The 22,439-nt window shown below is 68.2% G+C and carries 22 protein-coding genes; 12 read left to right on the plus strand and 10 right to left on the minus strand.

Annotated features, from left to right (window positions below; translation table 11 throughout):
- The 5 genes from LR394_RS01340 to LR394_RS01355 all read left to right on the plus strand — a co-directional run bounded on the left by LR394_RS01340 (position 1) and on the right by LR394_RS01355 (position 3,282).
- Positions 1-900 carry a LysR family transcriptional regulator gene (locus tag LR394_RS01340; RefSeq protein WP_231438452.1) on the plus strand — a complete coding sequence of 300 codons (900 nt, stop codon included), beginning with the start codon at positions 1-3 and terminating at the stop codon, positions 898-900.
- An 81-nt stretch (positions 901-981) separates the two neighbouring features.
- Complete coding sequence (locus LR394_RS01345; protein WP_231438453.1) at positions 982-1,224, plus strand: hypothetical protein; 243 nt, start codon at positions 982-984, stop codon at positions 1,222-1,224.
- Between the two features lie 145 nt (positions 1,225-1,369).
- Positions 1,370-1,660: a helix-turn-helix domain-containing protein gene (locus LR394_RS43545; protein WP_407936957.1), complete on the plus strand. Its 291-nt coding sequence runs from the start codon at positions 1,370-1,372 to the stop codon at positions 1,658-1,660.
- Positions 1,661-1,696: 36 nt separating this feature from the next.
- Positions 1,697-2,299, plus strand: a complete 603-nt coding sequence (locus LR394_RS01350) for a hypothetical protein (RefSeq protein WP_231438454.1) — start codon at positions 1,697-1,699, stop codon at positions 2,297-2,299.
- A gap of 23 nt (positions 2,300-2,322) precedes the next feature.
- Positions 2,323-3,282: an SDR family NAD(P)-dependent oxidoreductase gene (locus LR394_RS01355; protein WP_231438455.1), complete on the plus strand. Its 960-nt coding sequence runs from the start codon at positions 2,323-2,325 to the stop codon at positions 3,280-3,282.
- On the opposite strand, the gene LR394_RS01360 is transcribed toward LR394_RS01355, so the two are convergent.
- The 5 genes from LR394_RS01360 to LR394_RS01380 form a co-directional block, all read right to left on the minus strand.
- A complete protein-coding gene (locus tag LR394_RS01360; RefSeq protein ID WP_231438456.1) occupies positions 3,279-3,947 on the minus strand; it encodes a hypothetical protein in 669 nt (222 codons plus the stop codon). The two genes, LR394_RS01355 and LR394_RS01360, sit on opposite strands and share 4 nt — an antisense overlap.
- 105 nt (positions 3,948-4,052) lie before the next feature.
- Positions 4,053-5,420, minus strand: coding sequence for a TolB family protein (locus LR394_RS01365; RefSeq protein ID WP_231438457.1), 1,368 nt, complete (start codon positions 5,418-5,420; stop codon positions 4,053-4,055).
- 112 nt (positions 5,421-5,532) lie between these two features.
- Positions 5,533-7,641, minus strand: coding sequence for a DEAD/DEAH box helicase family protein (locus LR394_RS01370; protein WP_231438458.1), 2,109 nt, complete (start codon positions 7,639-7,641; stop codon positions 5,533-5,535).
- A 5-nt stretch (positions 7,642-7,646) separates the two neighbouring features.
- Complete coding sequence (locus tag LR394_RS01375) at positions 7,647-9,548, minus strand: site-specific DNA-methyltransferase (RefSeq protein WP_231438459.1); 1,902 nt, start codon at positions 9,546-9,548, stop codon at positions 7,647-7,649.
- Between the two features lie 23 nt (positions 9,549-9,571).
- Positions 9,572-10,246, minus strand: coding sequence for a uridine kinase family protein (locus LR394_RS01380; RefSeq protein WP_231438460.1), 675 nt, complete (start codon positions 10,244-10,246; stop codon positions 9,572-9,574).
- 150 nt (positions 10,247-10,396) lie between these two features.
- On the opposite strand from LR394_RS01380, the gene LR394_RS01385 reads away from it, so the two are divergent.
- On the plus strand, positions 10,397-11,518 hold the full coding sequence (locus tag LR394_RS01385; RefSeq protein WP_231438461.1) for an SPFH domain-containing protein: 1,122 nt from the start codon (positions 10,397-10,399) through the stop codon (positions 11,516-11,518).
- 34 nt (positions 11,519-11,552) lie between these two features.
- Positions 11,553-12,656, plus strand: a complete 1,104-nt coding sequence (locus tag LR394_RS01390; protein ID WP_231438462.1) for a hypothetical protein — start codon at positions 11,553-11,555, stop codon at positions 12,654-12,656.
- A 4-nt stretch (positions 12,657-12,660) separates the two neighbouring features.
- On the opposite strand, the gene LR394_RS01395 is transcribed toward LR394_RS01390, so the two are convergent.
- The 3 genes from LR394_RS01395 to LR394_RS01405 all read right to left on the minus strand — a co-directional run bounded on the left by LR394_RS01395 (position 12,661) and on the right by LR394_RS01405 (position 15,325).
- The gene (locus tag LR394_RS01395; RefSeq protein WP_231438463.1) at positions 12,661-13,275 is read right to left on the minus strand and encodes a hypothetical protein; all 615 of its coding nucleotides are present in this window, start codon (positions 13,273-13,275) and stop codon (positions 12,661-12,663) included.
- 150 nt (positions 13,276-13,425) lie between these two features.
- A complete protein-coding gene (locus LR394_RS01400) occupies positions 13,426-14,784 on the minus strand; it encodes a DUF4407 domain-containing protein (RefSeq protein WP_231438464.1) in 1,359 nt (452 codons plus the stop codon).
- Positions 14,774-15,325 (minus strand): hypothetical protein, encoded by a 552-nt coding sequence (locus LR394_RS01405; RefSeq protein WP_231438465.1) that lies wholly within the window; start codon positions 15,323-15,325, stop codon positions 14,774-14,776. Before LR394_RS01405 ends, LR394_RS01400 begins: the two co-directional genes overlap by 11 nt.
- Positions 15,326-15,753: 428 nt before the next feature.
- On the opposite strand from LR394_RS01405, the gene LR394_RS01410 reads away from it, so the two are divergent.
- A complete protein-coding gene (locus tag LR394_RS01410) occupies positions 15,754-16,020 on the plus strand; it encodes a hypothetical protein (protein WP_231438466.1) in 267 nt (88 codons plus the stop codon).
- Complete coding sequence (locus LR394_RS01415; RefSeq protein ID WP_231438872.1) at positions 15,981-17,495, plus strand: protein kinase domain-containing protein; 1,515 nt, start codon at positions 15,981-15,983, stop codon at positions 17,493-17,495. The genes LR394_RS01410 and LR394_RS01415 overlap by 40 nt, the downstream gene beginning before the upstream one ends.
- Here LR394_RS01415 and LR394_RS01420 read toward each other — a convergent pair.
- The gene (locus tag LR394_RS01420) at positions 17,485-18,678 is read right to left on the minus strand and encodes an ROK family transcriptional regulator (protein WP_231438467.1); all 1,194 of its coding nucleotides are present in this window, start codon (positions 18,676-18,678) and stop codon (positions 17,485-17,487) included. The two genes, LR394_RS01415 and LR394_RS01420, sit on opposite strands and share 11 nt — an antisense overlap.
- A gap of 101 nt (positions 18,679-18,779) precedes the next feature.
- Between LR394_RS01420 and edd the strand changes: the two genes are divergently transcribed.
- Together edd and eda are read left to right on the plus strand one after the other, a co-directional pair.
- Positions 18,780-20,690, plus strand: coding sequence for a phosphogluconate dehydratase (gene edd / locus LR394_RS01425; protein WP_231438468.1), 1,911 nt, complete (start codon positions 18,780-18,782; stop codon positions 20,688-20,690).
- A complete protein-coding gene (eda, locus tag LR394_RS01430) occupies positions 20,687-21,334 on the plus strand; it encodes a bifunctional 4-hydroxy-2-oxoglutarate aldolase/2-dehydro-3-deoxy-phosphogluconate aldolase (RefSeq protein ID WP_231438469.1) in 648 nt (215 codons plus the stop codon). Before edd ends, eda begins: the two co-directional genes overlap by 4 nt.
- 150 nt (positions 21,335-21,484) lie before the next feature.
- Here the strand turns inward: eda and LR394_RS01435 are convergent, their stop codons facing one another.
- Positions 21,485-21,967 (minus strand): RodZ family helix-turn-helix domain-containing protein, encoded by a 483-nt coding sequence (locus tag LR394_RS01435; protein ID WP_231438470.1) that lies wholly within the window; start codon positions 21,965-21,967, stop codon positions 21,485-21,487.
- 208 nt (positions 21,968-22,175) lie between these two features.
- Between LR394_RS01435 and LR394_RS01440 the strand changes: the two genes are divergently transcribed.
- Positions 22,176-22,436 (plus strand): hypothetical protein, encoded by a 261-nt coding sequence (locus LR394_RS01440; protein ID WP_231438471.1) that lies wholly within the window; start codon positions 22,176-22,178, stop codon positions 22,434-22,436.
- The last annotated feature ends 3 nt before the right edge of the window (positions 22,437-22,439 follow it).

The raw sequence follows: 22,439 nt of genomic DNA on the forward strand, positions 1-22,439 counted from the left end.
ATGATCGATGTGACCGCCCTGCGCGCCCTGCGTTCCGTGGCCACGCTGGGCACCCTGGCCCGGGCCGCCGACGAGCTGGGCTTCACCGCCTCGGCCGTGTCCCAGCAGATCAAACGCCTGGAACGCGAGGTCGGCGTGCCCGTCCTGGCCCCGGCCGGTCGCGGCGTGGTCCTGACCCCGGCCGGGCAGGCCATCGTCGACACCGCCCCCTCGGTCTTCCAGGCCCTCGAGCACTGCGCCGAGGCCGCCCGTTCGGTGGCCGACGGCGCCCCCAGCGGAACCCTGCGCGTAGTCGCCTTCTCCACCGGCGTCCGCGGCCTGCTCGCCCCCGTCGTCCCTGCGCTCTCCACCCACGCCCCCGAACTACGGCTGCACATCTCCGAAGAAGACCCCGAACAAGCCCTCCGCAGCGTGGACGCCGGCACTGCCGACCTGGCGCTCACCCACGACGCCGACGGACTCCCGGTAGCCCTCTCCCCCTCCATGCTGCAGCGGCACATCCACACAGACGTCGGTGACGTCGTCCTCCATCGCTCCCACCCCCTCGCCGAACTGGATCGCCCCCTGGCGGTCTCCGACCTGGCCGGCCACGCCTGGGTCACCTCTCCCCCGGGAACCGTGTGCCACCAATGGTTTCGACGTCTGTTCGCCGGTGCCGGAGTAGAACCAGACGTCCGCCACCTGATCGACGACTTCAGCACCCAACTCTCCCTCGTAGCCTCCGGCGACGTCATAGCCTTGATCCCCCGCCTGGCCCGCCCCCCGCTACGCGAAGACCTGCTGTCACTCCCCCTGAAGCGAGCCCCCAAGCGAGAGGTCTACGCCGCCTGGCGCCGCAGCGCCAACGCCAGCCCCGCAATCCAGGCCGTCCTCCGGGAACTGAGCAAGACAGACGCCTGACGTGGCCCTAACGGACCTCTAGGCAAGAACCGGCGACGCGACTACCCTCAGGACATACCAAGGAAGGTATATCGTTCATATGTGACGAGACACCACGTCATCGAGCTCGAGCCGGAGGTCCGCGAGTGGCTCGGGACGTTGACGCTCATTGAATATGCCAAGGTCGAGGCGATGGCCGACATCCTCTCCGAACGCGCCGAGACGTTGGGTGAGCCCTATTCGCGCCACCTGCGAGGCAAGACCCGGGAATTGCGTTCCACTTGGCTCGGGACGCCGTCCGGATCAGCTACTGGCTGGCACCAGGCGCACGCGTGGTTCTCCTGACCGTCTTTCGGAAAACGAGACAGGTGGAACGGGCAGAGGTGGAGCGAGCTGTGGCAGCGCAGCAGGCGTGCGCGGAAGGCCACGAGGCCCATGCGCCTGCGACCGAGGTATACGAGCGTAAGTGGTTCTCCGGATTGGGGAAATGATGACGAACGGCCACAGCCGGTGGGAGCGCACCGGAGCAGACGAGCACGCCGAAGCATATGCAGAGGCACGCGCGGCCCTCATGCTCGGGCAACTGGTCCATGACCGGCGAGCTGCCCTCGGCCTGACTCAGGCAGAACTTGCCGATCGAGCTGGGATGACTCAGCCTCAGCTCTCCCGTCTGGAGTCCGGGGGTGCCACTCCCACTGTGCCACTCCTGGCTCGCCTGGCCGCAGCACTGGATGCCGACCTCGACATCTCGTTCCGTCCACACAGTCCGTTGGTAGCCTGACCGACACTCATCCCCGTCACTGAGACAATTGCATTCATGGGGAATGAGGCACCCGCCTGGCACAACACCACGCATGACTGGGCGCGAGCGGTGGATGCCGCTCACCTGGCCGAAATCCGCGGCAAGCCGACGGCGTTCGCGCCCACCGGCGTCCTCCATCTGGTTCTCGAGGTGCTGGCGTATGCGGCCGACGAGGCGGAAAGCAAGGGACGAGTGGGGAACTGCTCGGTGGAATGGCACGCCGATGGTTCGGTGTCGGTGAGCGATGACGGGCGGGGCACCGACACCCGGTACGACGAGGCCGGCGAACCGGTGAAGAAGCCGGTGATGAGCACGAAAGATCTGCGTTTCTTCGATTTTCCGCAGGCGCAGACGCTGCCGGACGGCCATCCGCGCCGAGGGATGTCGGTGGTGGCTGCGTTGAGCACGTGGCTGGTGCACACCAATCGGCGTCACGACCGGTCGTGGACGCAGCGCTACGAACACGGGATTCCGGTGACCGGGCTGGTGCCGCTCGAAGAGCAGGGCAGTACCGGGACGACCGTTCACTTCCGGCCGGATCCGGCGCTGTTCAGCTCGCCCCCGATGTTTCCCGCGCTGCAGATCAGGGTGGGTGCGGCTCACCCTGGAACGTCGTAGGGCCACTGCGTAGCGTCGAGGACATGGTTTCTTATCAGCGTCCGACCGGATCGGGCTTCGGTCCGGAAACGACTACGGCAGAGGTGCTCAGCGGTATCGATCTGACCGGCCAGGTGGCGATCGTGACCGGCGGGTACTCGGGGATCGGCATCTCGACCACGCAGGCGCTGGCCGCCGCCGGGGCCACGGTGGTGGTGCCCGCGAGACGTCCGGATGTCGCGGCGCAGCAGCTGGGCGGTATCAAGGGAGTGGAGGTGGCCGAGCTGGACCTGGCCGACCTCGGCAGTGTGCGGGCCTTCACCGAGTCCTTCCTGACCGGCCGGAAGAGCCTGGACCTGCTGATCAACAACGCCGCCGTCATGGCTACGCCGCTGACCCGGGTGGGACCGGGCTGGGAGGCGCAGTTCGCCACCAATCACCTCGGGCACTTCGCCCTGACCGCACTGCTGTGGCCTGCGCTGGTCCGGGCCGAGGGAGCACGGGTGATCAGCCTGAGCTCCTGGGGGCACAAGGCTTCGGACATCCGGTGGGACGACCTGCAGTTCCACAACGGCTACGAGAAGTGGCAGGCGTACGGGCAGGCCAAGACCGCCAACGTGCTGTTCGCCCGCCACCTGGACAAGCTGGGCGAACCGGTTGGCGTACGGGCGTTCTCAGTGTTCCCCGGCGGCATCCGCACCCCGCTGCAGCGCCACCTTCCGGACCGCGAAATGGTCGCCCTGGGCTGGATCGATGAGGCGGGTAACGACATCTACCCCTGGAAGACTCCGGACCAGGGGGCAGCCACCACCGTCTGGGCAGCCACCTCACCACAACTCGACGGCATGGGCGGCGTCTACTGCGAGGACGTGGACGTAGCGGCGATCGCCGACCTGGGCACCGAAGAGGGCCACGCACGCGGCGTGAACCCCTACGCCATCGATCCCGTTTCTGCCGAGCGGCTTTGGACCCTGTCGGCCGGTCTGACCGGTACCAACCTCTAGGACCGGCGTGCAGTGCCGGTGCGGCCGCTCAGGTTGTGCACCCAGCCGTCCTCGGCCGGAAGCGCGGCGGTGAGGTCTTCGAAGTAAGTTCGGGCCAGCCGGTCGTTCTGCGCGGTGAACTGCACTGTCACCTTCGGGTGCTGGGCCAGCGCGGTGCCCAGCCGGGCGCCCAGCAGACCTCGCAGCCGACTGCCGTCGCCGAACCCGATTCGCCGCGCGACGTGGTTGTTCAGGATGACCAGGAGCTGATCGCCCTCGGCCCGGATGTCAGCCCCGATCAGCGCCCGCGGGTCGTCGGCACTGAACAGCACTCGGTCGAAGGTGTGCACCGCTCGCCAGCCCACCACCGCCATGACCAGGGCGTAGGCCACCAGCACGGCCGCCAGGAGCCAGCCCAGCGCGCTCCAGAACGGGAACGCGGACACGTACCGGTTGAAGATCAGGACGTCGGCCAGGGCCAGCAGCCCCAGCGAACCGACCCCGAGCACCCAGATCGACGGCTGCCGGGCCAGGTAGAGCGGCGTCCACAGGGCGAACGCCGCGCTGGCCTCCCGTGCCGAGGTCAGCCGCACCTGATCATCGGCCACGGCGGCGATCAGGTGCTTACGCAGCGCCGACGGGTCACGGGCAGCATCGATCCGGGCAGACGGGTCGGGAGTGGTCACAGCAGTCCGTTCAAGCAGGTGGTCTACCGAGGTCCGTCATCACTACGCACGGCCTCGAACAACGGTTGTTCCGGGAGGATCCTCCCGGAACAACCGCGTCCCATATTACTGAGCGTTCCAGAACCCACCGGCGAAGCGGTGCTGGAAGAGCTGGTGGTTGCCGCCTACCGAATCGGGGACGAGGTTGGTCGCCAGCGAGGTGAAGGCCACCGTCCGTGCCCCCTCCGAAAGCGCTATACCCCATATGCCACTGCTGTTGTTCGCCTGCGAACCGTCGGCCGCCACCGAAGCCCGCGCGGTGCGGTCGTTGGCCAGGTCCCGGACGAAGACGTCCTCCTCGTCGGTGTCCCCCTCGACCAGGTTCTTGTCGTAGGACATGAAGCCCACGAACCGCCCGTCCGGGGAGAGCGCCGGCTGACTGCCGTGCTCGGTGGAGCGCTCGCCGGTCAGCGTGACGTTGGCCAACTCGGTAGCGCCGGTAACGCGGTCCCGAACGTAGATCTGCCGGTTGTAGCCGGGTTCGCCCTCCACGATCCCCGCCACCGAACTGCCGTCGTAGGCGATCACGCTGGCGTCGTGCGAGAGACTCGGGCTGCCGGTGCCGTACTTGATCGGGGTGACACCGCCGGTCGCCTGCTCACCGTTCGGGCCGACCGAGACCCTCGTCGTCTCAGAGGTCTCCAGGGAGTGCAGGAAGACGTCGCTGATGCCGTTGGTGTCGCCGGGAACCAGGTTGGCGGCGCCGGAGCGGAACGCCACCCACTTGCCGTCCCCGGAGAGGTCGGGCTCGAGGGCGGAGTTGTAGGAACCGTAAGGCGCCTGCTCTCCCGAGGAAGAGACGCTGACGCGGGTGAGCTCGCCGGTCTCCCGTTTCCAGACGAACACGTCCCCGACCTTGTTCGTGTCGCCCGGAACCAGGTTGTCCCTCGACGAGGAGAACGCGACCACGCCACCGTCGGCCGAGATGGAGGGTTCGCTCTCACCTCCGTAGCCGGTGGCCTCGGCCACCGCGGAGATGTTGGCCAGTTTCCCGGTCTGTAGATCCTTGACGAAGATCCGCGGCGACAGCGACGGCGTGGAGTCTCCGGGCAGCAGGTTGGTGGCGTCGGACGAGAAGGCCACGTAGCGCCCGTCGGCCGAGATGTCGACGTCGTAGCTGCCGCCGTTCGGCCGGGCGCCGTTCAGCCCGACCGAGATCTTTTTGGTCACTCCGGTTTTGGTGTCCCGGACAAAGACGTCCCAGTCCCCGGCGTCCGGATCGCTGGTCAGCCCGCTGTCGGTAGAAGCGAACGCGACGTACCGGCCGTCCGCGCTGACCGCCGGGTTCTTGGCATTTCCGGTCGGCGCCGCCCCGCTCGCCGTCTGAGTGACCAGTTCCGTGGTCGCCGCCGTTTCGGCCGCCTGGGCCGGCAAGGCCAGCAACGCACTGATCCCGGCGGCGGTGACGACCCCCACCGCTGCCCGACTGCGCATGTCAAACCGCATTCTCGCGTTCCCTCCGCATACCGCTGAATTTCCCCGAGCGACAATGACACTCACAGGCTAGGCAGACAGCTGACGGTTTCCCGGCGAGATTTCTCAAACGTTACCTATGCCACAGATCGGCCTCTACCGGCAGGACCGGCAGCCAGCGGCGGGCGCACTGCACCCGCGCATCATCCTCGGTCAGCGAATCCACCAGCCGGATACTGCCGTCCGCCAACCCGAGCACCCAGTCCGGCCGGTAATCACCGGCCGGAGTCGGAATGACGTAATCACGAGGGAGTTTCACGACGATCTGGGCGTCGGCATCAATCGGGGCCGGATCGACGTAGCGGTATTCGTGGCGCTCGTCCCGCAGCTCGTAGGTCAACTGCCCGACCGTCTGGACCGCCTTCTGCTCGTTGATCCGACGCGCGGCCTCGGCGATGAAACCCTCCGGATTCCGCCGGAACTGCGTGAAGGTTTCGTCGGAGACCTGTTCCAGCAGATCAGCGGTGGTCCGGCGGGTGAGGCCGGTCCGCACCGATATCTCGCCCACCAGATCGTAATTCCCGCCGGGCCCCGGATCCATGAGCAACGGACGATTGAGGGCAGCGATGCCGGCCGCGACGAGTCGGTCGGTGGCCAGGGAAACCCGGTAGACCGCCTTGCGATTGATCAGATTCCACAGCCGTTGCGCCTCGGGACCGAACTCGAGGGCCCGAGGTCTCGCCCGGCGATCGTCCACCGGGACGGGGAAATCGCCGTCGCTCTCCTTCTGCAGGCCTTCGACGAACTCGGTGTAGGACTCGTCGGTGACCACGGTCAGAACGTTGATCTCGTGGACCGTCAGGGGATTGTCCATCCGCCGGCCCTGCTGGTTCACCGCCAGCCGCAGCCCCCGCCCGATCTCCTGACGCCGGGATATCCTGGTACCGCTCTGCTTGAGCATGCCCATCACGAAAACATTGGGATTGTCCCAGCCCTCGCGCAGAGCCGAGTGCGAGAAGATGAACCGCACCGGCTCGTCCAGCGAAAGCAGCCGTTCCTGGTCCCGCAGAATCAGGTCGTACGCGGCCAGGTCCTTCGACTGCCCGGCCTCGTCGCCGGTCTTGTACACGTCCCCGTCGATCCAGTGCCGGCTCTTCTTGTCCACCGAAAAGTAGCCGCCATGCACCGCAGCCGCGCTGTCCCGGCGCAGATAGTCGGCGTATTCGCCATCGGCCGGTACCACCGCGCTGAGCGCCGCATACTCCTGCTCGAACATCTCGGCATAGGGCCCGAGTACCCCCGGCCGCCCGTAGTCCCGGTACTTCGCCACCTCGTCGATGAAGAACAGCGAAAGTACCTTGACGCCCTGCCCGAACAGTTCACGCTCCTTCTCCAGGTGAGCCTTGATCACCTCGCGGATCTGAATCCGGCGCCCGTCCTCGGACAACTCCAGGCCACGCACCGCAACTTTCTTCACCAGCTTCTGCCGAAAGGCCGCCACCGCATCCAGCCGGTGCACCTTGACGTGCTCCACCCGATGCGTCGCCGAATACCGCAGCATCATCAGCGGATTGAATCGGGACAACGACTCCAGCGATCTACTGGAGCCGATCTTCTGCGGCTCGTCCACAATCACGATCGGCCGGGTTTCCCGCAGCACGTCGATCGGCCGGCGCCCTTGGAACGCGTCCAGTTCGTCGTAGATCCGCCGGCTCTCCCGGCCCGGTGCATTGAACGCCTGCAGATTGATGATCATCACCTGCACCCCGGCCTCCGAGGCGAAGCGCTCCACCTCGCGCAGCCCGGCCGGCGATGAACTGTAGACGAAGGTCCGGGGACGGGTGCCGTACTCCTGCTGAAAATGCTCGGCAGTCAGGTCGAACGACCGTTTCACGCCCTCACGAATCGCGATCGAGGGCACCACCACGACGAACCGGCTCCATCCATAGCGCCGACTGAGCTCCAGAATGGTCTTGCCGTACACGTAAGTCTTACCGGTTCCGGTCTCCATCTCGACATCCAGATTGGGGACGCCCGGGGCACCGATGCTGTCGGCGAACGTTCTCGAAAGGGGCAGGTCTCGCTGGGCCTGTACGGTATGGATGTTGGCCATCAGCTGCAGCGGCGAAAGAGCGATCTCGGCATTGCGCGGGCCGGTGCTGCGCGGCTGTCCGAGGAAGACGTCAGCCACCGCGGCCACTGCCTGCGTCTGATAGTGCTGGACCTTGAACTGCAGCTTCATCCGGCTCAGATCAGCTTCACGTCGGTGTCCGGAACGATCTCACGGAAGACCTGCCCGGCATTGATCAGGTCCTGGTCCGAGGCGAAGCCGGACTCCCGCAGCACCAGTCGCGGCGGGCGGCGTTCGGCCAGGGCCCGGATCAGGTCAAGGTCGATCCCGGCGTCGAAGCAGGCGGTCAGCTCACCGACCACGAAAACCTGCTTACCATTCAGCTTTTCCTGAGCGATCGGCTCATCCAACGGTAGCGCCGAACTCAGCAGCACCTGGAACAGCAGATCCTCCGGCGTGCGATCCGGCTTGACCAGGTCGGCCACCAGATCCCGCCGCGGGCCCGGCCCGGGCGCCCGCACGGCATCGACCAGGTTCGTGCTGTCCACCCGCAGCACCCGAAACCCTTTGTCCAGCAACGGGCGATCGGCCGCCAGCGCCCGCCCGGCCCGCCGCAGGCGTTCTTTGGCGACCTCCGCAATCGTCTCAAATCCGGCCTTGAAAGCCTCGGTCCCCGGTGCACACGCCTCCGGCAACTGCACCGCGATGAACCGGCGCCGCCCGCCGTCCTCGCGGTTCAGCGCCATCACGGCATGCGCGCTGGCCCCCGATCCGGCGAAGAAGTCCAGCACCAGCGCGTCCGGGGTGGTGGCGATGGCGATCAGTTTCTTCAGCAGGTCAACCGGTTTCGGGTGGTCGAACACCGTGGCCCCGAACAGCTCCCGGATCTCCCGGGTACCGGCCTCGGTGCGCACCTCCTTCTCGTCCCAGACCGTCTTCACCTTCTGGGTCGAGGGCCGGTGCTTCTCGTACACGTTCCAGGCGCCGCCCCGCACCTGCCGGGCCACCACCGTCGAGGCCTTCGGATCACCGGCGACGATGGCCGCGGAAACCTTCTCCCGGCCCCACCGCCAGCAACTCTCCACCCCCTCGCGGTTCAACGGCACCGCCGCCAGCGGGTACTCGTCCGAGGGTTCCAGCGACACCGCCGCATAGCCGTTCGCATCGGTCAGCGCCGGGTTCACGTAGAACGGGTAGAACAGGTTCGGCCGGTTCGCCCGGCTGAACCGCGGATTACGATTGCGCAGGTCACGCGCCACGTACCGGCCCACCTCGTCGGCCAGCGGCAGGTCCGAGACATCACGCGGCAGATCGTAGATCCCGGCGCCGCCGCTGCGCCCGTAGATCAGCAGGTACTCATGGGTCTGGGCCAGTGCCAGGTAGTCCCGCCCGCCCTTGTTGGCCTGGACCACCACCTGGGCGACCCGGCCGTCGTCGCCGAACAGCTCGTCCAGGATCTGGGCCACCCGGGCCTGTTCCTTGTCGTCGATGCTGACCGCGATGATCCCGTCGTCGCTCAGGAACGAACGCGCCAGCTTCAGCCGGGCGTAGATCATGCTCAGCCAGTCGCTGTGGAACCGGCCACCCGACTCCGGGTTGGGCACCAGACGGGCCCCCGAAGCGTCCATCTGCCCTGAAGAAAGCAGATATTCGGCGGTTCCGACCGAGAAGTCGTCGTTGTACACGAAGTCGTTACCGGTGTTGTAGGGCGGGTCGATGTAGATCAGCTTGACCTGGCCCAGGTAGGACTCCTGCAGCAGCTTCAGGGCGTCCAGATTGTCGCCCTCGATGAACAGGTTTCGCGTGGTGTCGAAGTCGACCGAGTCCGCGCGGACCGGGCGCAACGTCTTCGCGACCGGGGTGTTGGCCGCCAGCGCGGCCTTCCGCTTGCCCGGCCACTCCAGGTGGTAGCGCTCCTGGGGCCCTTCCACCGCGGCGCCGGCCAGTTCCTGGCGCAGCATGTCGAAGTCGATCACCCGGCGCACCACCTCGTCCGCGCCGACCTGCTCGGTGACCGCGCTGGGGAAGAGTTCGGCGAGCTTGTCCACGTTCCCGTCCGCCGCGTCGGGCGAAGTCATCCGCAGTCTCTCCACCGGGTTCCTCAGCTCGGAGTCGGTCCAGGTGGAGTGTAGGAGCCCGGCCCCGCGCCGATCAGTACCTCCGTGCTCGGGTCGTAACGTAGTTCGGGCGTTTCCGGCACCGCGCCCACGATCACGTCCGCACGTTCCCAGGGCCGGTCGTCCTGAAGGAACGGCACCTCCTCGGCCTCCCACTCGTCCCACAGCCGCTCGGCGGTGGCGTGGTCGGTGCCCTGCTCGGCCATGTCCCGCTCCAGTCCGCGCCGCTTGGCGTCCGCGTAGTCCGAGCGCACCCAGATCGCCACGTCCAGGTAGGGCACCAGCGAGCGCCGGGACACGCCGACCCCCTCGATGATCAGCAGCGCGGCATCGGCCGCAACCGTGATGTGCCCGTCCCGGCCGTGCGATGCCCAGCCCGGCGGCTGGTAGTGCACGCCCGTACCGGCCAGGTACGGGGTCAGCACGCCGCTGATCATCTGCTCGTCCCAGTCGAAGCGGGAGTGGTTCCAGGCGACGTCGTCCGAGTGGACGACCGTGGCGCCGGTGTGCTCGGCCAGACGCCGGGCCAGCGAGGTCTTGCCGCTGGCGCCGCGACCGTCCACGGCGACCACCCGGCGGCCGGCCAGCGACCCCGCCAACCCGGCCAGGGACGTCCGTTGCCAGGTTCGGTCGTTGGGCTCTCCCGGTCCCGTCCGCATTCAGGCAAGGTACGGGGCGGGTGCGAGAGGGTGGGGCGCCAAGTGCGGACGTCGGCCATGCAACGTGGGTGATGCGGGCGTCGTCTGTTCGAGAGCAAGATCCCGCGGGCCGGGCAGGTTCCGGCCGGGCAACAGACTGCAGGAGGAATGGTGGGCTTGTTCGACAAGATCCGCGGTGAGCTGGTCGACATCATCGAGTGGCTGGACGACAGCCGCGACACGATGGTCTACCGGTTCCCGCGGTATCAGAACGAGATCAAGATGGGCGCCCAGCTCATCGTGCGCGAGTCCCAGGTGGCGGTCTTCGTCAACGAGGGCACCATCGCCGACGTCTTCCAGCCCGGCACGCACACCCTCGAGACCCAGAACATGCCGGTCCTGAGCACGCTCAAGGGCTGGAAGTACGGGTTCAACTCGCCGTTCAAGGCCGAGGTCTACTTCGTCAGCACCCGGCAGTTCACCGAGCTGAAGTGGGGCACGCAGAACCCGATCATGCTGCGTGACGCCGACTTCGGGATGGTCCGGGTGCGGGCCTTCGGCGCCTTCTCGGCCCGGGTGGTGGACCCGGCCAGGTTCCTCAAGGAGCTGGTCGGCACCGACGGCCTGTTCAAGACCGACGAGGTCAAGGAGTTCCTGCGCCAGCTCATCGTCGGGCGTCTGGCCGGGGCTCTGGCGCACGCCCAGGTGGCCGTGCTCGACCTGGCCCTGCACCAGGAGCAGATCGCCGCCCGGCTGGCCGGCACGCTGACCGAGGAGCTGGCTCCCAACGGCATCGCGGTGCCGAAGTTCATCATCGAGAACGTCTCGCTCCCGCCCGAGGTCGAGCAGGCGATGGACAAGCGCACCCAGATGGGTGTGCTCGGTGACCTGAACAAGTACACCCAGTTCCAGACCGCCAACGCGATCGAGAACGCCTCCAACAACCCGGGCGGCGCCGGCGACGCGATGGGCATCGGCCTGGGTGTGGGTATCGGTCAGCAGGCCGCCGCCTCGATGTACCAGCAGCCCGCCGCGCAGCCCCCGGCCACAGCCCCGGCGGCTCCCGCCGGTCCCCCGCCGCTGCCGACGGCCGCCCAGTGGTACGTCGCCGTGAACGGTCAGCAACTCGGTCCTCTGGACGAGGCCGGACTGCAGGCCCAGGTCTCCGGCAGACAGCTCACCGCCACCACGCTCGTGTGGCGAGCCGGCCTCAATGAGTGGACGCAGGCGTCCAACGTTCCGGAGATCGCCCGTCTGCTGCCGCAGGGCCCGCCGCCGCTGCCCCCGCAGTAGTTCCTTCGTTGGTATCCGAGCGAGCAGGTCAGGGATGACAGACAGCGACAGCGCGACGCCGCAGTACACCCAGCAGCAGTACCCGTGTGCCTCCTGCGGCGCGCGGCTGACGTTCGCTCCGGGGACCACGGCGCTGAAGTGCCCCTACTGCGGTTTCGAGCAGGAGGTGGAACGCGAGCCGGAACGGGTGGTGCGCGAGCACTCCTACGACGAGTGGCTGGCCACCGCCCAGGCCAAGCCGGCCACCCAGATCGCCCCGCTCACCATGACCTGCAACGGTTGCGGGGCGCGGACCGAGACCGACCACATGTCCGACGCCTGCCCGTTCTGCGGGGCCGCGGTGGTGCTGGAGCAGGACGCCGACCTGGTGATCACCCCGGAAGGGGTCCTGCCCTTCGCCATCGATCCGGGCAAGGCCATGGAGCTGTTCCAGGCCTGGGTGAAAAGCCGCTGGTTCGCCCCCAACTCATTGAAGACGCTGGCCGCCCGGGAGTCGCTCGAGGGCACCTACCTGCCGTTCTGGACGTACGACAGCGACACCACCACCGTCTACCACGGCCAGCGCGGCGACTACTACTACGAGACCGAGACGTACCGCGACTCCGAGGGCGAGGAGCGCGAGCGGCAGGTCCGCAAGATCGCCTGGACGCCGGTGTACGGCACGGTGCGGCGGATTTTCGACGATGTGCTGGTCTCCGCGGTCCAGCGGCTACCCGCCGACCGGGTGGAGAAGCTCGAGCCCTGGGACCTGCCGATGGTGGTGCCCTACCGGCCCGAGTTCCTGGCCGGCTACCAGACCCTGCGGTACGAGGTCGAGCCGCCCGAGGGGCTGGTGAAGTTCCAGGACATCGCCTCCGGGCAGATCCGCAACGACTGCGCCCGGGACATCGGCGGCGACCAGCAGCGGGTGAGCTCGATGAACACCTCGTGGGACGCGGTGACCTTCAAGCTGCTGCTGCTACCGGTCTGGCTGGCCGCCTACCGGTTCGACAACCAGGTCTGGCGGGTGATGATCAACGCCCGGACCGGGGAGATGATCGGCGACCGGCCCTACAGCTGGGTCAAGATCGTCTCGGCGATCCTGGCCGCGCTGGTGGTCGTGGGCGCCGTGGTGGGCGCCTACTACGCGTTCAAGTAGCCGGTCACACCGTGGCGACCAGGCGGCGCTCGTGCTCGACCGCCACCTGGCGCTCCGGGGTGCGGCGCTCGATGCTGACCGTGGTCGCGGCGGTGTGCTGGCGCGAGACCCGGCCGATCGCCTCAGCTTTCAGCCGGGCCACCCGGGGCCGGGTGAACTGCTCGTCGTAGGAGATCGGCCGGGTCGCCGCCTCGCTGGCCGCGATGGCGTGGCTGATCGCCCGCCACTGCAGCTGCGTCATCGGCTCGTTCAGTTCACCGCGGTTGCGGGCGGCGGTGAACCATTCCAGCGCACCGGAATACGTAAGGACGAAGCTGCGGCGCCAGAGGTGGTCGTGGATCGCGCCGCGCAGGGCGGGGTATCCGGTGCCCCATTCCTGGGCCAGCCGGAAAAGGCCTAGGTCGGCCGCCTTCTGGTGCTCTACGGGGGTCAGGTGGCCGGCCGCACTGCTGGCCTGGCGATCGGCCGTGCGGTGCATCCGCGCCAGCACCTCGATCGCGTGCCCGGCCGGCGTGGCCTCGCGAACCACTTCGATCTGGCGGTGGAACGAGCCCTGATAAGCCTTCACGTACCGCTTGATCCGCCGAGTCGCGAAGTGCTCACCGAGTGCGCCGGACACTGTCCTCCCCAATCCCCGGAGCAAACTCCTGCCCCGATAGCCCCACCTGGAGTTATAGCGCCTGGACGCGGCCATTGCGATGATCGGTCCGCAATCGTTACCCCGGTCGGGCGTACCCCGGTACGGATGGTGAGCCCGCCTCACCGCTCGTCAGTCGAGGTCGATGACCGTGGTCCGGGGCGGCACCCAGCGTCCGACCTCTTCCACGGTGTGCGCGGTGACCTGCTCGCCCCAGGCGTTCAGGGCCGCCTCGGTGACCTCCTTCTGCTTGGCCACCACCTGGGCGTTCACGTCCTTCTGGAGGTCGATCCGCCGCTCGGTCAGGTCGTTCTCGGCCGCCCGGGTCACCTCGGACCGGATGCGCTCGACCTCGCGGCGTTCGTCGGAGGCCTCCCGGGCCTGGGCCAGCGTGTCCGCGTCGCGCAGTTCGCTGAGGTACTCGTACAACGAGCGCGGGGCCAGCAGCTGCAGGGTCTTGGTCAGCACCGGCAGCGTCTCGATGATCATGAACAGGGCCATCAGCAGCCAGTGCGCGGAGGCCAGGGCCGGCTTCTTGTCCAGCAGGCGGTGCAGGGCCTCCAGCCGGGCCATCAGGCCGTCGGCGTCGGCCAGGGTGCTGCGCTGAGCGCGTTCGGCGGCGGTCTTGTCGGCCTTCAGGTCGGCCAGTTCCTCCCGGTCGGTCTCGAGCTGTTCGCGGGCCGAGGCCACCTGGTTACGTGAGCGCTGCAGGCTGGTCGAGCCGGCTGTGGCCAGCGCGGTCTGCAGGTCGGCGCGGGCGGCGCGCAGGTCGCTCGCGGCGTTCTGGCGGATCCGGACCTTCTCGTCGTACGCGATGCCGGCGCCGCGCCGGCCGGTGCCGCAGGTGCCTTCGATCTCGCAGACCACGGCTTCCTCGGCCTCGTCGTAGGCAGCCTGCGCAGTGGCCAGGGCAGCGCGGGCGGTCTTCACGGCCGGGTCCGACTCGGGGGATGCGCTGGGCCCGGCGTCGACGATGGCCTGCTGCTGCGCGATCTGCTGCTGCAGGGCGGGGATGCCGCTGAACCGGGAGTCGGCGTCGAGCTGGTCCTTGAAGGCGGCCGCTTCTTCGGCGTGCATCACCTTGATCTCGGTCTCGATCTCCGGCTGGAAGATGCGCAGCACCAGTGGGGTGGACACCACGGCCCCGAGCACCAGGGCCATGCCGATCCGCAGGGCGGCGGTGCCCAGGCTGACGCAGAAGCCCCGGAACCCCTTCGTCCGGGTCATGCTGAGCACCAGCATCCGGTCGATCGCCAGGATCAGCAGGCCCCAGGCCACGCCCGCAACGGTGGCCGCGACCGGGCCGACGTCCATCGTCATGCTCAGGGCCACGGCACCGGAGACGGCGGCGAAGGCCGCGGTGGCCAGGAACATGCTGCCGTAGCCGATGTGCCGGGCCCGGTCGGCCGGGGAACGATCCAGAGTCTCGCGGTCGCCGCCGGACAGCCAGATCAGGACGTCGGTGATACCGATCGGTGAATCATTCTTCATGGTCAGGGCTTTCGGATTGATGATCCACGATCGGCAGGGGCAGAGTGTCGGCAAGCGGATCCCACACCGATCCGGGCGGCGCGGGCGGCCGGGCGGTGCGCCAGCTGGGAACACGTTCACCGATCCGGTTCAGCAGGCCGGCCAGGCTCTCGATCCGGGCGTCGGAGATCCGGCGCAGGTCCAGGTCGGGCAGGCTCACGTGCGAGATCGTGGGTACCTTCACCACCTGCAACGGACCGAGTTTCAGGCGCCGGGTGTGCCGGTGGTTGGCGATCTCCACGCGCAGCCAGCCGCCGGTGCGCAGCGGCAGCGGCGAAACACCCCGACCTGAGCGAACGTTGATCTCGTGCTTGACGCAGATGCCTTCCCAGACCGCGATCCGGTCGGCATGCTCCACGTGCCAGTACAGCAGCACCGAGTCGCCGGACACCAGAAACCGGTCGGCGAGCTCGAGCCGATGAACCACGGGCGGTGGGAGCGGCAGAACCCGGACGCCGCCCAGCACCGCGCCCAGCAGCGTCACTGCGGTCAGCACAGACACGGCTGGCCGATCAGGCGTTCGGCGACGGGCGGAAGTTGCACTCACGGATAGTCATTGCCGAGCAAGATCAATCGCTAGTACATCGACGTAAGTCACTCGCCCGGAGCAACATCGGGAAACGGCCGCCGGATTAGGCCGTACGGTGCTTCTGGCTGGCTCAATCACGCGGCTCCTCGCCTCGATTGCCCCGAATAGCCTGCTTGGCAGCTTCCTCGGCAATGAGTCGCTTGAGCGATCCGACCAGGCTTGCAGAGCCTGCCGCCGAAGCCGCTATGCCCCAATAGAAACCGAAAAGACCGACATACACCGACGTCCTCACTCAGAGCATCCGACCGACCACCGCGTTCGCCTGCCGCTCACGGACAGTGCTATTCAGGATGCAGCGCCCCGATCCGGGGCGGTTGAAAGGTTCTGAGGAGGATGGGGCATTGGACACGGACGATCCGGACCCCACCACGGCAGCCAGGCCCGATGCGACCATCGTCCAGAAGCCTGGGGATGTCGCCCCCACGCTGGCCTGGCCCGCCCACGCGGACGAGCCAGCCGGGCATCTGGCCTATCTGCGCTTTCCCGACGAGCTCAGCGAACGCTTTGTGCTCGCAGTCGATCAGGGCGAAGATCCGCTCTTGGGAACGGGGGAGAGGCGGACGTCTGGCTGGTCCGCGAGCGGGGCCACAGCCGCCTGGTCGCGCTGAAGCTGTACGAGCGCCTTCAGGCCGAGGACTTCAACGAGAAGGTGCGCGAGGACCTCCATCGGCTGCGTGAGCAGCTGGGCGAGGACGTCTTCAGTAAGCACGTTCCCCGGCTGATCGACTGGGGCTTCGCGCAGCGTGGCTCCCGCAAGCTGGCCTGGGAGGCCTTGGAGTACGTGCCCGAGGGCTCGCTGAGCGATCTGATCCGGGACGAAGGACGCCAGGGACTGACTCCCGCCCGGATCGAGGCGATCGTGGCCCGACTGGTCACCACGCTGGACTTCTGGGAGACCAACCGGCTCGGCCGCCAGATCGACCTCTCGCCGGGCAACGTCCTGCTGCGCCGGCGCGATCCGATCGACCTGGTGCTGGGCGACTTCGGCGGGATCAAGGGCACCGGTCCCAGCCAGGCCTTCGGCACGCTGCAGGTGAAGCTGGCGTACATGGCGCCCGAGGCGCTGAGCCACGCCAGCCACGCGAAGAGCCCGTACTGGAGCCTGGGCAAGATCGTCTTCGAGATGATCCGCGGCCCCGAAGCTTCCACCAGCTCCGACACGGCCCGCCTGCTGCTGGCCACCACCGAGGTCGACGTCTCCGGCATCACCGACGAACGGCAGCGAACCCTGGTGGCCGGGCTCCTCACCCGCAACCCGGAACAGCGCTGGGGCGCACCCGAAATCAGGCGTTGGCTGCGGCACGAGCGGGTTCCGGTGCACCGCGCGCTACCTCAGAACGCTCTGGCTCACAACCACGCCCAGCCGCAATTTGCCCGCATTTCGGAAACTCTGAAGCTCGATCCCCTCGTCCGCGAAGCTCTCGTCCAAAGAACCAAGGACGCGGGCGCCTGGGTGTCGACGCAAGCCGGCTCGGCTTGGGCCGGGGTTCGCAGGCTCGGGTCGCACGGCCGGCCCAACCTTGGCAGGCTCGCCGTCGACCGGACTCGGCGCTATCAGGTCTCCCTACGGGTGCGCGCCCTGCTGTGGTGGTCCTTCCTGATCAGCTGCATCGAGCCCACCTACCTTCTGGTCGCCAAACGTCAGGGCCTACCCAAGAATCCGGCGATCATGGCCGAGGGCGAGCGCTTCATGTCCAGCATCAGCGCTTACACCCAGGTGCTGCCCGACTTCCTCACCCCCGTGCTGCGCGCCCTGATCGACGGCCCCGCCTGGAAGCCCCTGCTGGCCTACCCGCTGATCCTGGCCGTGTGCATCGTGATCAACCGCCGATCCACGCGCGGAGCCGGAACGAACTCGTGGCTGAGCCGGCCGGCCTCCTTGATCGGCAGCTTCTTCGCGCTCGGGCTGCTGCTGCACCTGCTGGCCGTCAACCTGCGCCCGTTCTGGGTGGCACTGGCCACGATGTCGATGGGCCTGTTCGTCGTCCTGGCTGTCCTGGCCGGGGCTCTCCGCTTCGTCGCCGGCCCTGCTCGCACCCGGCGACCGGCGCAAGAGCAACCCCGCCCGACGCTTAGACCCTGACTGCTCGCAGCGCCCGATTGAGCCGCTCGTCGATCGCGGCCGGGCTGAGCACTCGTCGCAGCGCCAACACCGCCGTACCTCGGGCCCCGGAGTCGGCGCCATGACTCGCGACCAGCACATCCAGGTCGCGGGCGGCAACGGTGGTGGCGTCCCGGTAAAGGGTTTCGCGCAGCCCGGCCACCAGCAGGTCGTAGGCCGGGGCCATGTCTCCACCCACCACGATCACCGCCGGATCCAGCAAGGTCACGGCCGCAGCCAGGACTTCGCCGATGGCCTGCCCGCTGCCCCGGATCGCCCGCCGGGCCACCACGTCGCCCTCCAGAGCGAGCGCAACGACATCCCGGACGTGCGAGACCGAGCGCCCGTGCGCGGTCAGGTCACGCACCAGGGCCCAACCCCCGGCTGCCGCTTCCAGGCAGCCGACCTCACCGCAGCGGCACGGAACATCCGAAGCGCCGCGGTATTTCACGTGGCCGATGTCGCCGGCCGCGCCTCGGGCGCCGTGCTGCAGAGCGCCGCCGGCGACAATCCCGGCCCCCAGACCGGTGGACGCCTTGACGATCAGGGCGTCCTGGTAGCGGGTGAGGTGGGCGTCGAGTTCGGCCAGGGCGATGACGTTGGTGTCGTTCTCGATCACCACCGGCGCGGCCGACAGCGAGGCGAAGTACGGGGCGATCGGCACGCCGTCCCAGCCACGCATGATGGCCGAGTTCAGGCTGGTGCCGGCGATCGGGTCGACCGTGCCCGGGATGCTCACCCCGATCCCCAGCACGTCCGCCGGGTCTGCGCCGACCTCCAGCAGCAGCGCCCGCAGCCGGTCAACCGCCCGCGGGAGAACATCGTCCGGCCCTTGGCCTACCTCTTGTTCATGTTCGCCGGCGGCCAGAACCCGCCCGGTCAGGTCACATACGGTGAGCTGGGCGCGGCTGCGGCCGATCGCGGCGGCCAGCACCAGCCCGGCCCCGGCTTCGAATTCGAGACGTTTGGGAGGCCGCCCGACGCCGGTCCCCGGGGATTCGGTCTCGGTCACGAGGCGGGCCGCGACCAGCGCATCTACTCGGGCCGCGACCGCGGTCCGGGACAGCCCGGTGAGCCGCGCCACATCTCCCCGCGAACTCGCCTCGCCGTCGCGAACCAGCTGAAGCACGTCACCAGCTGTGACCGCCGACACAGCACCGCTCACGCGCAGGCCCTTCCAAGCGTCTCCACCCGTTCACTCTAATTTAGCTTTTCAAAATCAAAACCCCTGTTCTTCGAAGACCAAACTGGCCTAGGCTCCGAGGCATGAACGGACCCGTTGGGCCCATCGCGGCCATTCAGGAAGTCACTGACCGCATCACGCGGCGCTCAGAGACCACCCGCGCCGCGTACCTCGAGCGTATAGACGCAGCTATTCAGTCCGCTCCCGCCCGCGGCCGGCTCGGCTGCGCCAACCTCGCCCACGGGTTCGCCGCGATGGCCCCCGAGGACAAGGTGGTGCTGCGCGGGAACGCCAAGCCGAACATCGCGATCGTCTCGGCCTACAACGACCTGCTCTCCGCCCATCGGCCGTTCGAGCACTACCCCGCCCGGATCAAGAAGGCGGTCATCCGCGCCCACGGCATCGCGCAGTTCGCCGGCGGCGTGCCGGCCATGTGCGACGGGATCACCCAGGGCCGCGACGGCATGCAGCTGTCGCTGTTCAGCCGGGACGTGATCGCGATGTCCGCGGCCGTGGCGCTCTCGCACGACATGTTCGACGGCACGGTGATGCTCGGGGTCTGCGACAAGATCGTGCCCGGGCTGCTGATCGGGGCGCTGTCGTTCGGGCACCTGCCCACCGTGCTGATCCCGGCCGGGCCGATGACCAGCGGCATCCCCAACGGCGAGAAGGCCAAGGTCCGCAAGCTCTACGAGCAGGGGCTGGTGGACCGGCAGAAACTGCTGGACACCGAGGCGGCCTCGTACCACGGCGAGGGCACCTGCACGTTCTACGGCACGGCCAACTCCAACCAGCTGCTGATGGAGGTCATGGGCCTGCACCTGCCGGGGGCGAGCCTGCCCAACCCGGGTACCGAGCTGCGGGATGCACTGACCGACGCGGCGGCCGCGCGGGTCGCGGGGATCACCGCCCAGGGCCCGGAGTACACGCCGATCGCGCGTGTCATCGATGAGAAGGCGATCGTGAACGGCGTCGTCGGGCTGCTCGCCACGGGCGGCTCGACCAACCACACCTTGCACCTGGTGGCCATCGCCCGTGCCGCCGGCATCGCGCTGACCTGGGACGACATCAGTGATTTGGGACGCGTCGTACCCCTGTTGTCGCGCATCTACCCCAATGGCTCGGCGGACGTAAACCACTTCCACGCCGCCGGCGGGATCGGCCTGCTCATCCACGAGTTGCTCAGCGCCGGGCTGCTGCACGACGACGTCCAGACCGTCGCGGGCCCGGGTCTGTGGCGCTACACGGAAGAGCCGATCGTCGTGGACGGCGAGCTCACCTGGCGGCCCGGCCCGACCAAGTCCCTGGACCTGGACGTGCTGCGCCCGGTCAGCGATCCGTTCTCCCCCGAGGGCGGCGTGCGGATCGTCCACGGCAATCTCGGGCAGGCCGTGGTCAAGGTCTCCGCGGTGGCGCCGCAGCACCAGGTCATCACGGCGCCGGCCCGGGTGTTCGAGAACGACGCCGACTTCCTCAAGGCGTTCCGGGCGGGTGAGCTCACCGAGGACGCGATCATCGTCATCCGGCACCAGGGCCCGGCCGCCAACGGCATGCCCGAACTGCACGGGCTCACCTCTGCCCTGGCTCTGATGCAGGACCGTGGGCAGAAGGTGGCTCTGGTTACCGATGGACGGATGTCCGGCGCCTCGGGTGCCATCCCGGCGGCCATTCACGTCACCCCCGAGGCGGCCTTCGGCGGACCCATCGCCCGGCTGCAGGACGGCGATGTGATGACCTTGGACTGCACCACCAGCACCTTGCAGGCGGACGTAGACCCCGCCGAATTCGCGGCCCGTCCGGCCAGCGCCCCCAACGCGGCACCCGTGTTCGGGGCCGGGCGGGAACTGTTCGCCGCCTTCCGTGCCACGGTCGGCCCGGCCGACCTGGGGGCCAGCGTCTTCGGGGACACGCTCGGTATGACCACCAGCACGTTCCCGGCCGAGCCCACTGAGCCCCGCGTCATCTCCGTAACTGAGGAAAGACTCCCCGCATGACCGCCGTACAGACCACCACCACCGCTTCCCTGCTCGACGTCTCCCCGGTGATCCCGGTCGTCGTCGTGGAGGACGTCGAGAACGCCGTACCCCTGGCCCAGGCCCTCCTGGCCGGCGGGATCGGCATCATCGAGGTGACGCTGCGCTCCCAGGCCGCGATCGGGGCAATCACCGCGATCGCCCGTGAGGTGCCCGAGATGCTGATCGGCGCCGGCACCGTCTGCTCCGAGCAGCAGGCCGAGGCCTCGGCCGCGGCGGGTGCGCGATTCCTGGTCAGCCCGGGCAGCACGGACCGGCTGCTGGACGGGTTCGAGCGGGTCGGCCTGCCGTTCCTGGCCGGCTGTGCCACGCCGTCGGACATGATGCGCCTGATCGAGCGGGGCATCACCGAGGCCAAGCTCTTCCCGGCCACCGTGGTCGGCGGGACTTCGCTGCTCAAGGCCGTGGGTGGACCGCTGCCGCAGCTGCGTTTCTGCCCGACCGGCGGCGTCACCCCCCAGACGGCGCCCGAGTTCCTCGCTCTTCCCAACGTGGGATGCGTCGGCGGAACCTGGCTGACTCCCAAGTCGTCGGTGAAAGAAGGTGACTGGGAGCACATTACGTCGCTCGCGGCCGCCACTCAGGGTCTTCGACCGACTGCGTAACCCCAGACCAGGGGACGCTGGCCGCTGAGGCGGTCGGGCGTCTCAAGTTTGGTGTTGCCCTACCCGAAAAACCCTCTCCTCCAGCGGCCTTGCGGATCTGATCGCCAGATCCGCAAGGCCGCCGGCCGGACGGGAGGGGGTGGACGACGATCAGCGCTCGTTCGGCGTGTCGGCCGTGTTCACGTCGTCGTTGTCGTCCCGGTCGTTCGGGGTGTTGGCCGTGTTCACGTCGTCCCGGTCGTCGGGGGTGTTGACGTCGTTCGGGGTGTTGGCGGTGTCCACATCGTTCGGCGTGTTGTCCACGTCGTTCGGGGTGTTCGCGGTGTCCACATCGTTCGGCGTGTTGTCCACGTCGTTCGGGGTGTTCGCGGTGTCCACGTCGTTCGGGGTGTTCGGGGTGTTGTCCGTGTCGTTCGGGGTGTCCGCGGTGTTGGACGTGTTCGCCGTGTCGGCGGTGTCGTTGTCCAGCTGAGCGTCCTGAGCCGACGAACCCTGCTCGGTCACCGAGGACGAAACCGTGGCGCGGTCGTTCAGGCTCACCCCGCTGTCGGCCAGCGCAGCACCCGCAGTCGCGGCGCCCACACCCAGCACGGCGGCGGTACCGACAACGACCCAAGTCTTACGAACCTTCATGACTGTCTCCTTCGGCGCTTCTCGTCCGGCACCCCCTCGGTGCCGATGACGAGTACTTTTCCGGGCGCCGGTGAGGCGTTCAGGAGAGCCGGATGAAAGGGCTCTCATCTGCGGACCGCTCTGGACCGGCATCGGGCGTGGTGGGATATCCAGCCTTTTGGGTACTTTGTCCGGAATCAGCATCGGCGCGGTTGAGGAGACAGCCCGGATGTCCCGGATCGAGGAGCTCGCGCAACGCATCGGCAGCACCGTCGGCAAGGTCAACGACGCGGCCCTCGCCAGCAGCGTCTCGGCGCAGGAGACCCGGCAGGCCGGTTCCAGCGCGGCCGCGCTCGGCGCCGGGAGCACGACCGAGAGCCTGACCGAGGTCAAGAGCCGGCTCGACGAGCTGACCGACCTGCTGCTGGACGCCTCGCAACGGGCGCAGGACATCAGGACGCTGACCGAGAACCTGGCCGGGGAACCTTGAAGG

Source organism: Kineosporia babensis, assembly GCF_021129305.1.
In the GTDB taxonomy this organism is placed as follows: Bacteria; Actinomycetota; Actinomycetes; order Actinomycetales; family Kineosporiaceae; genus Kineosporia; species Kineosporia babensis.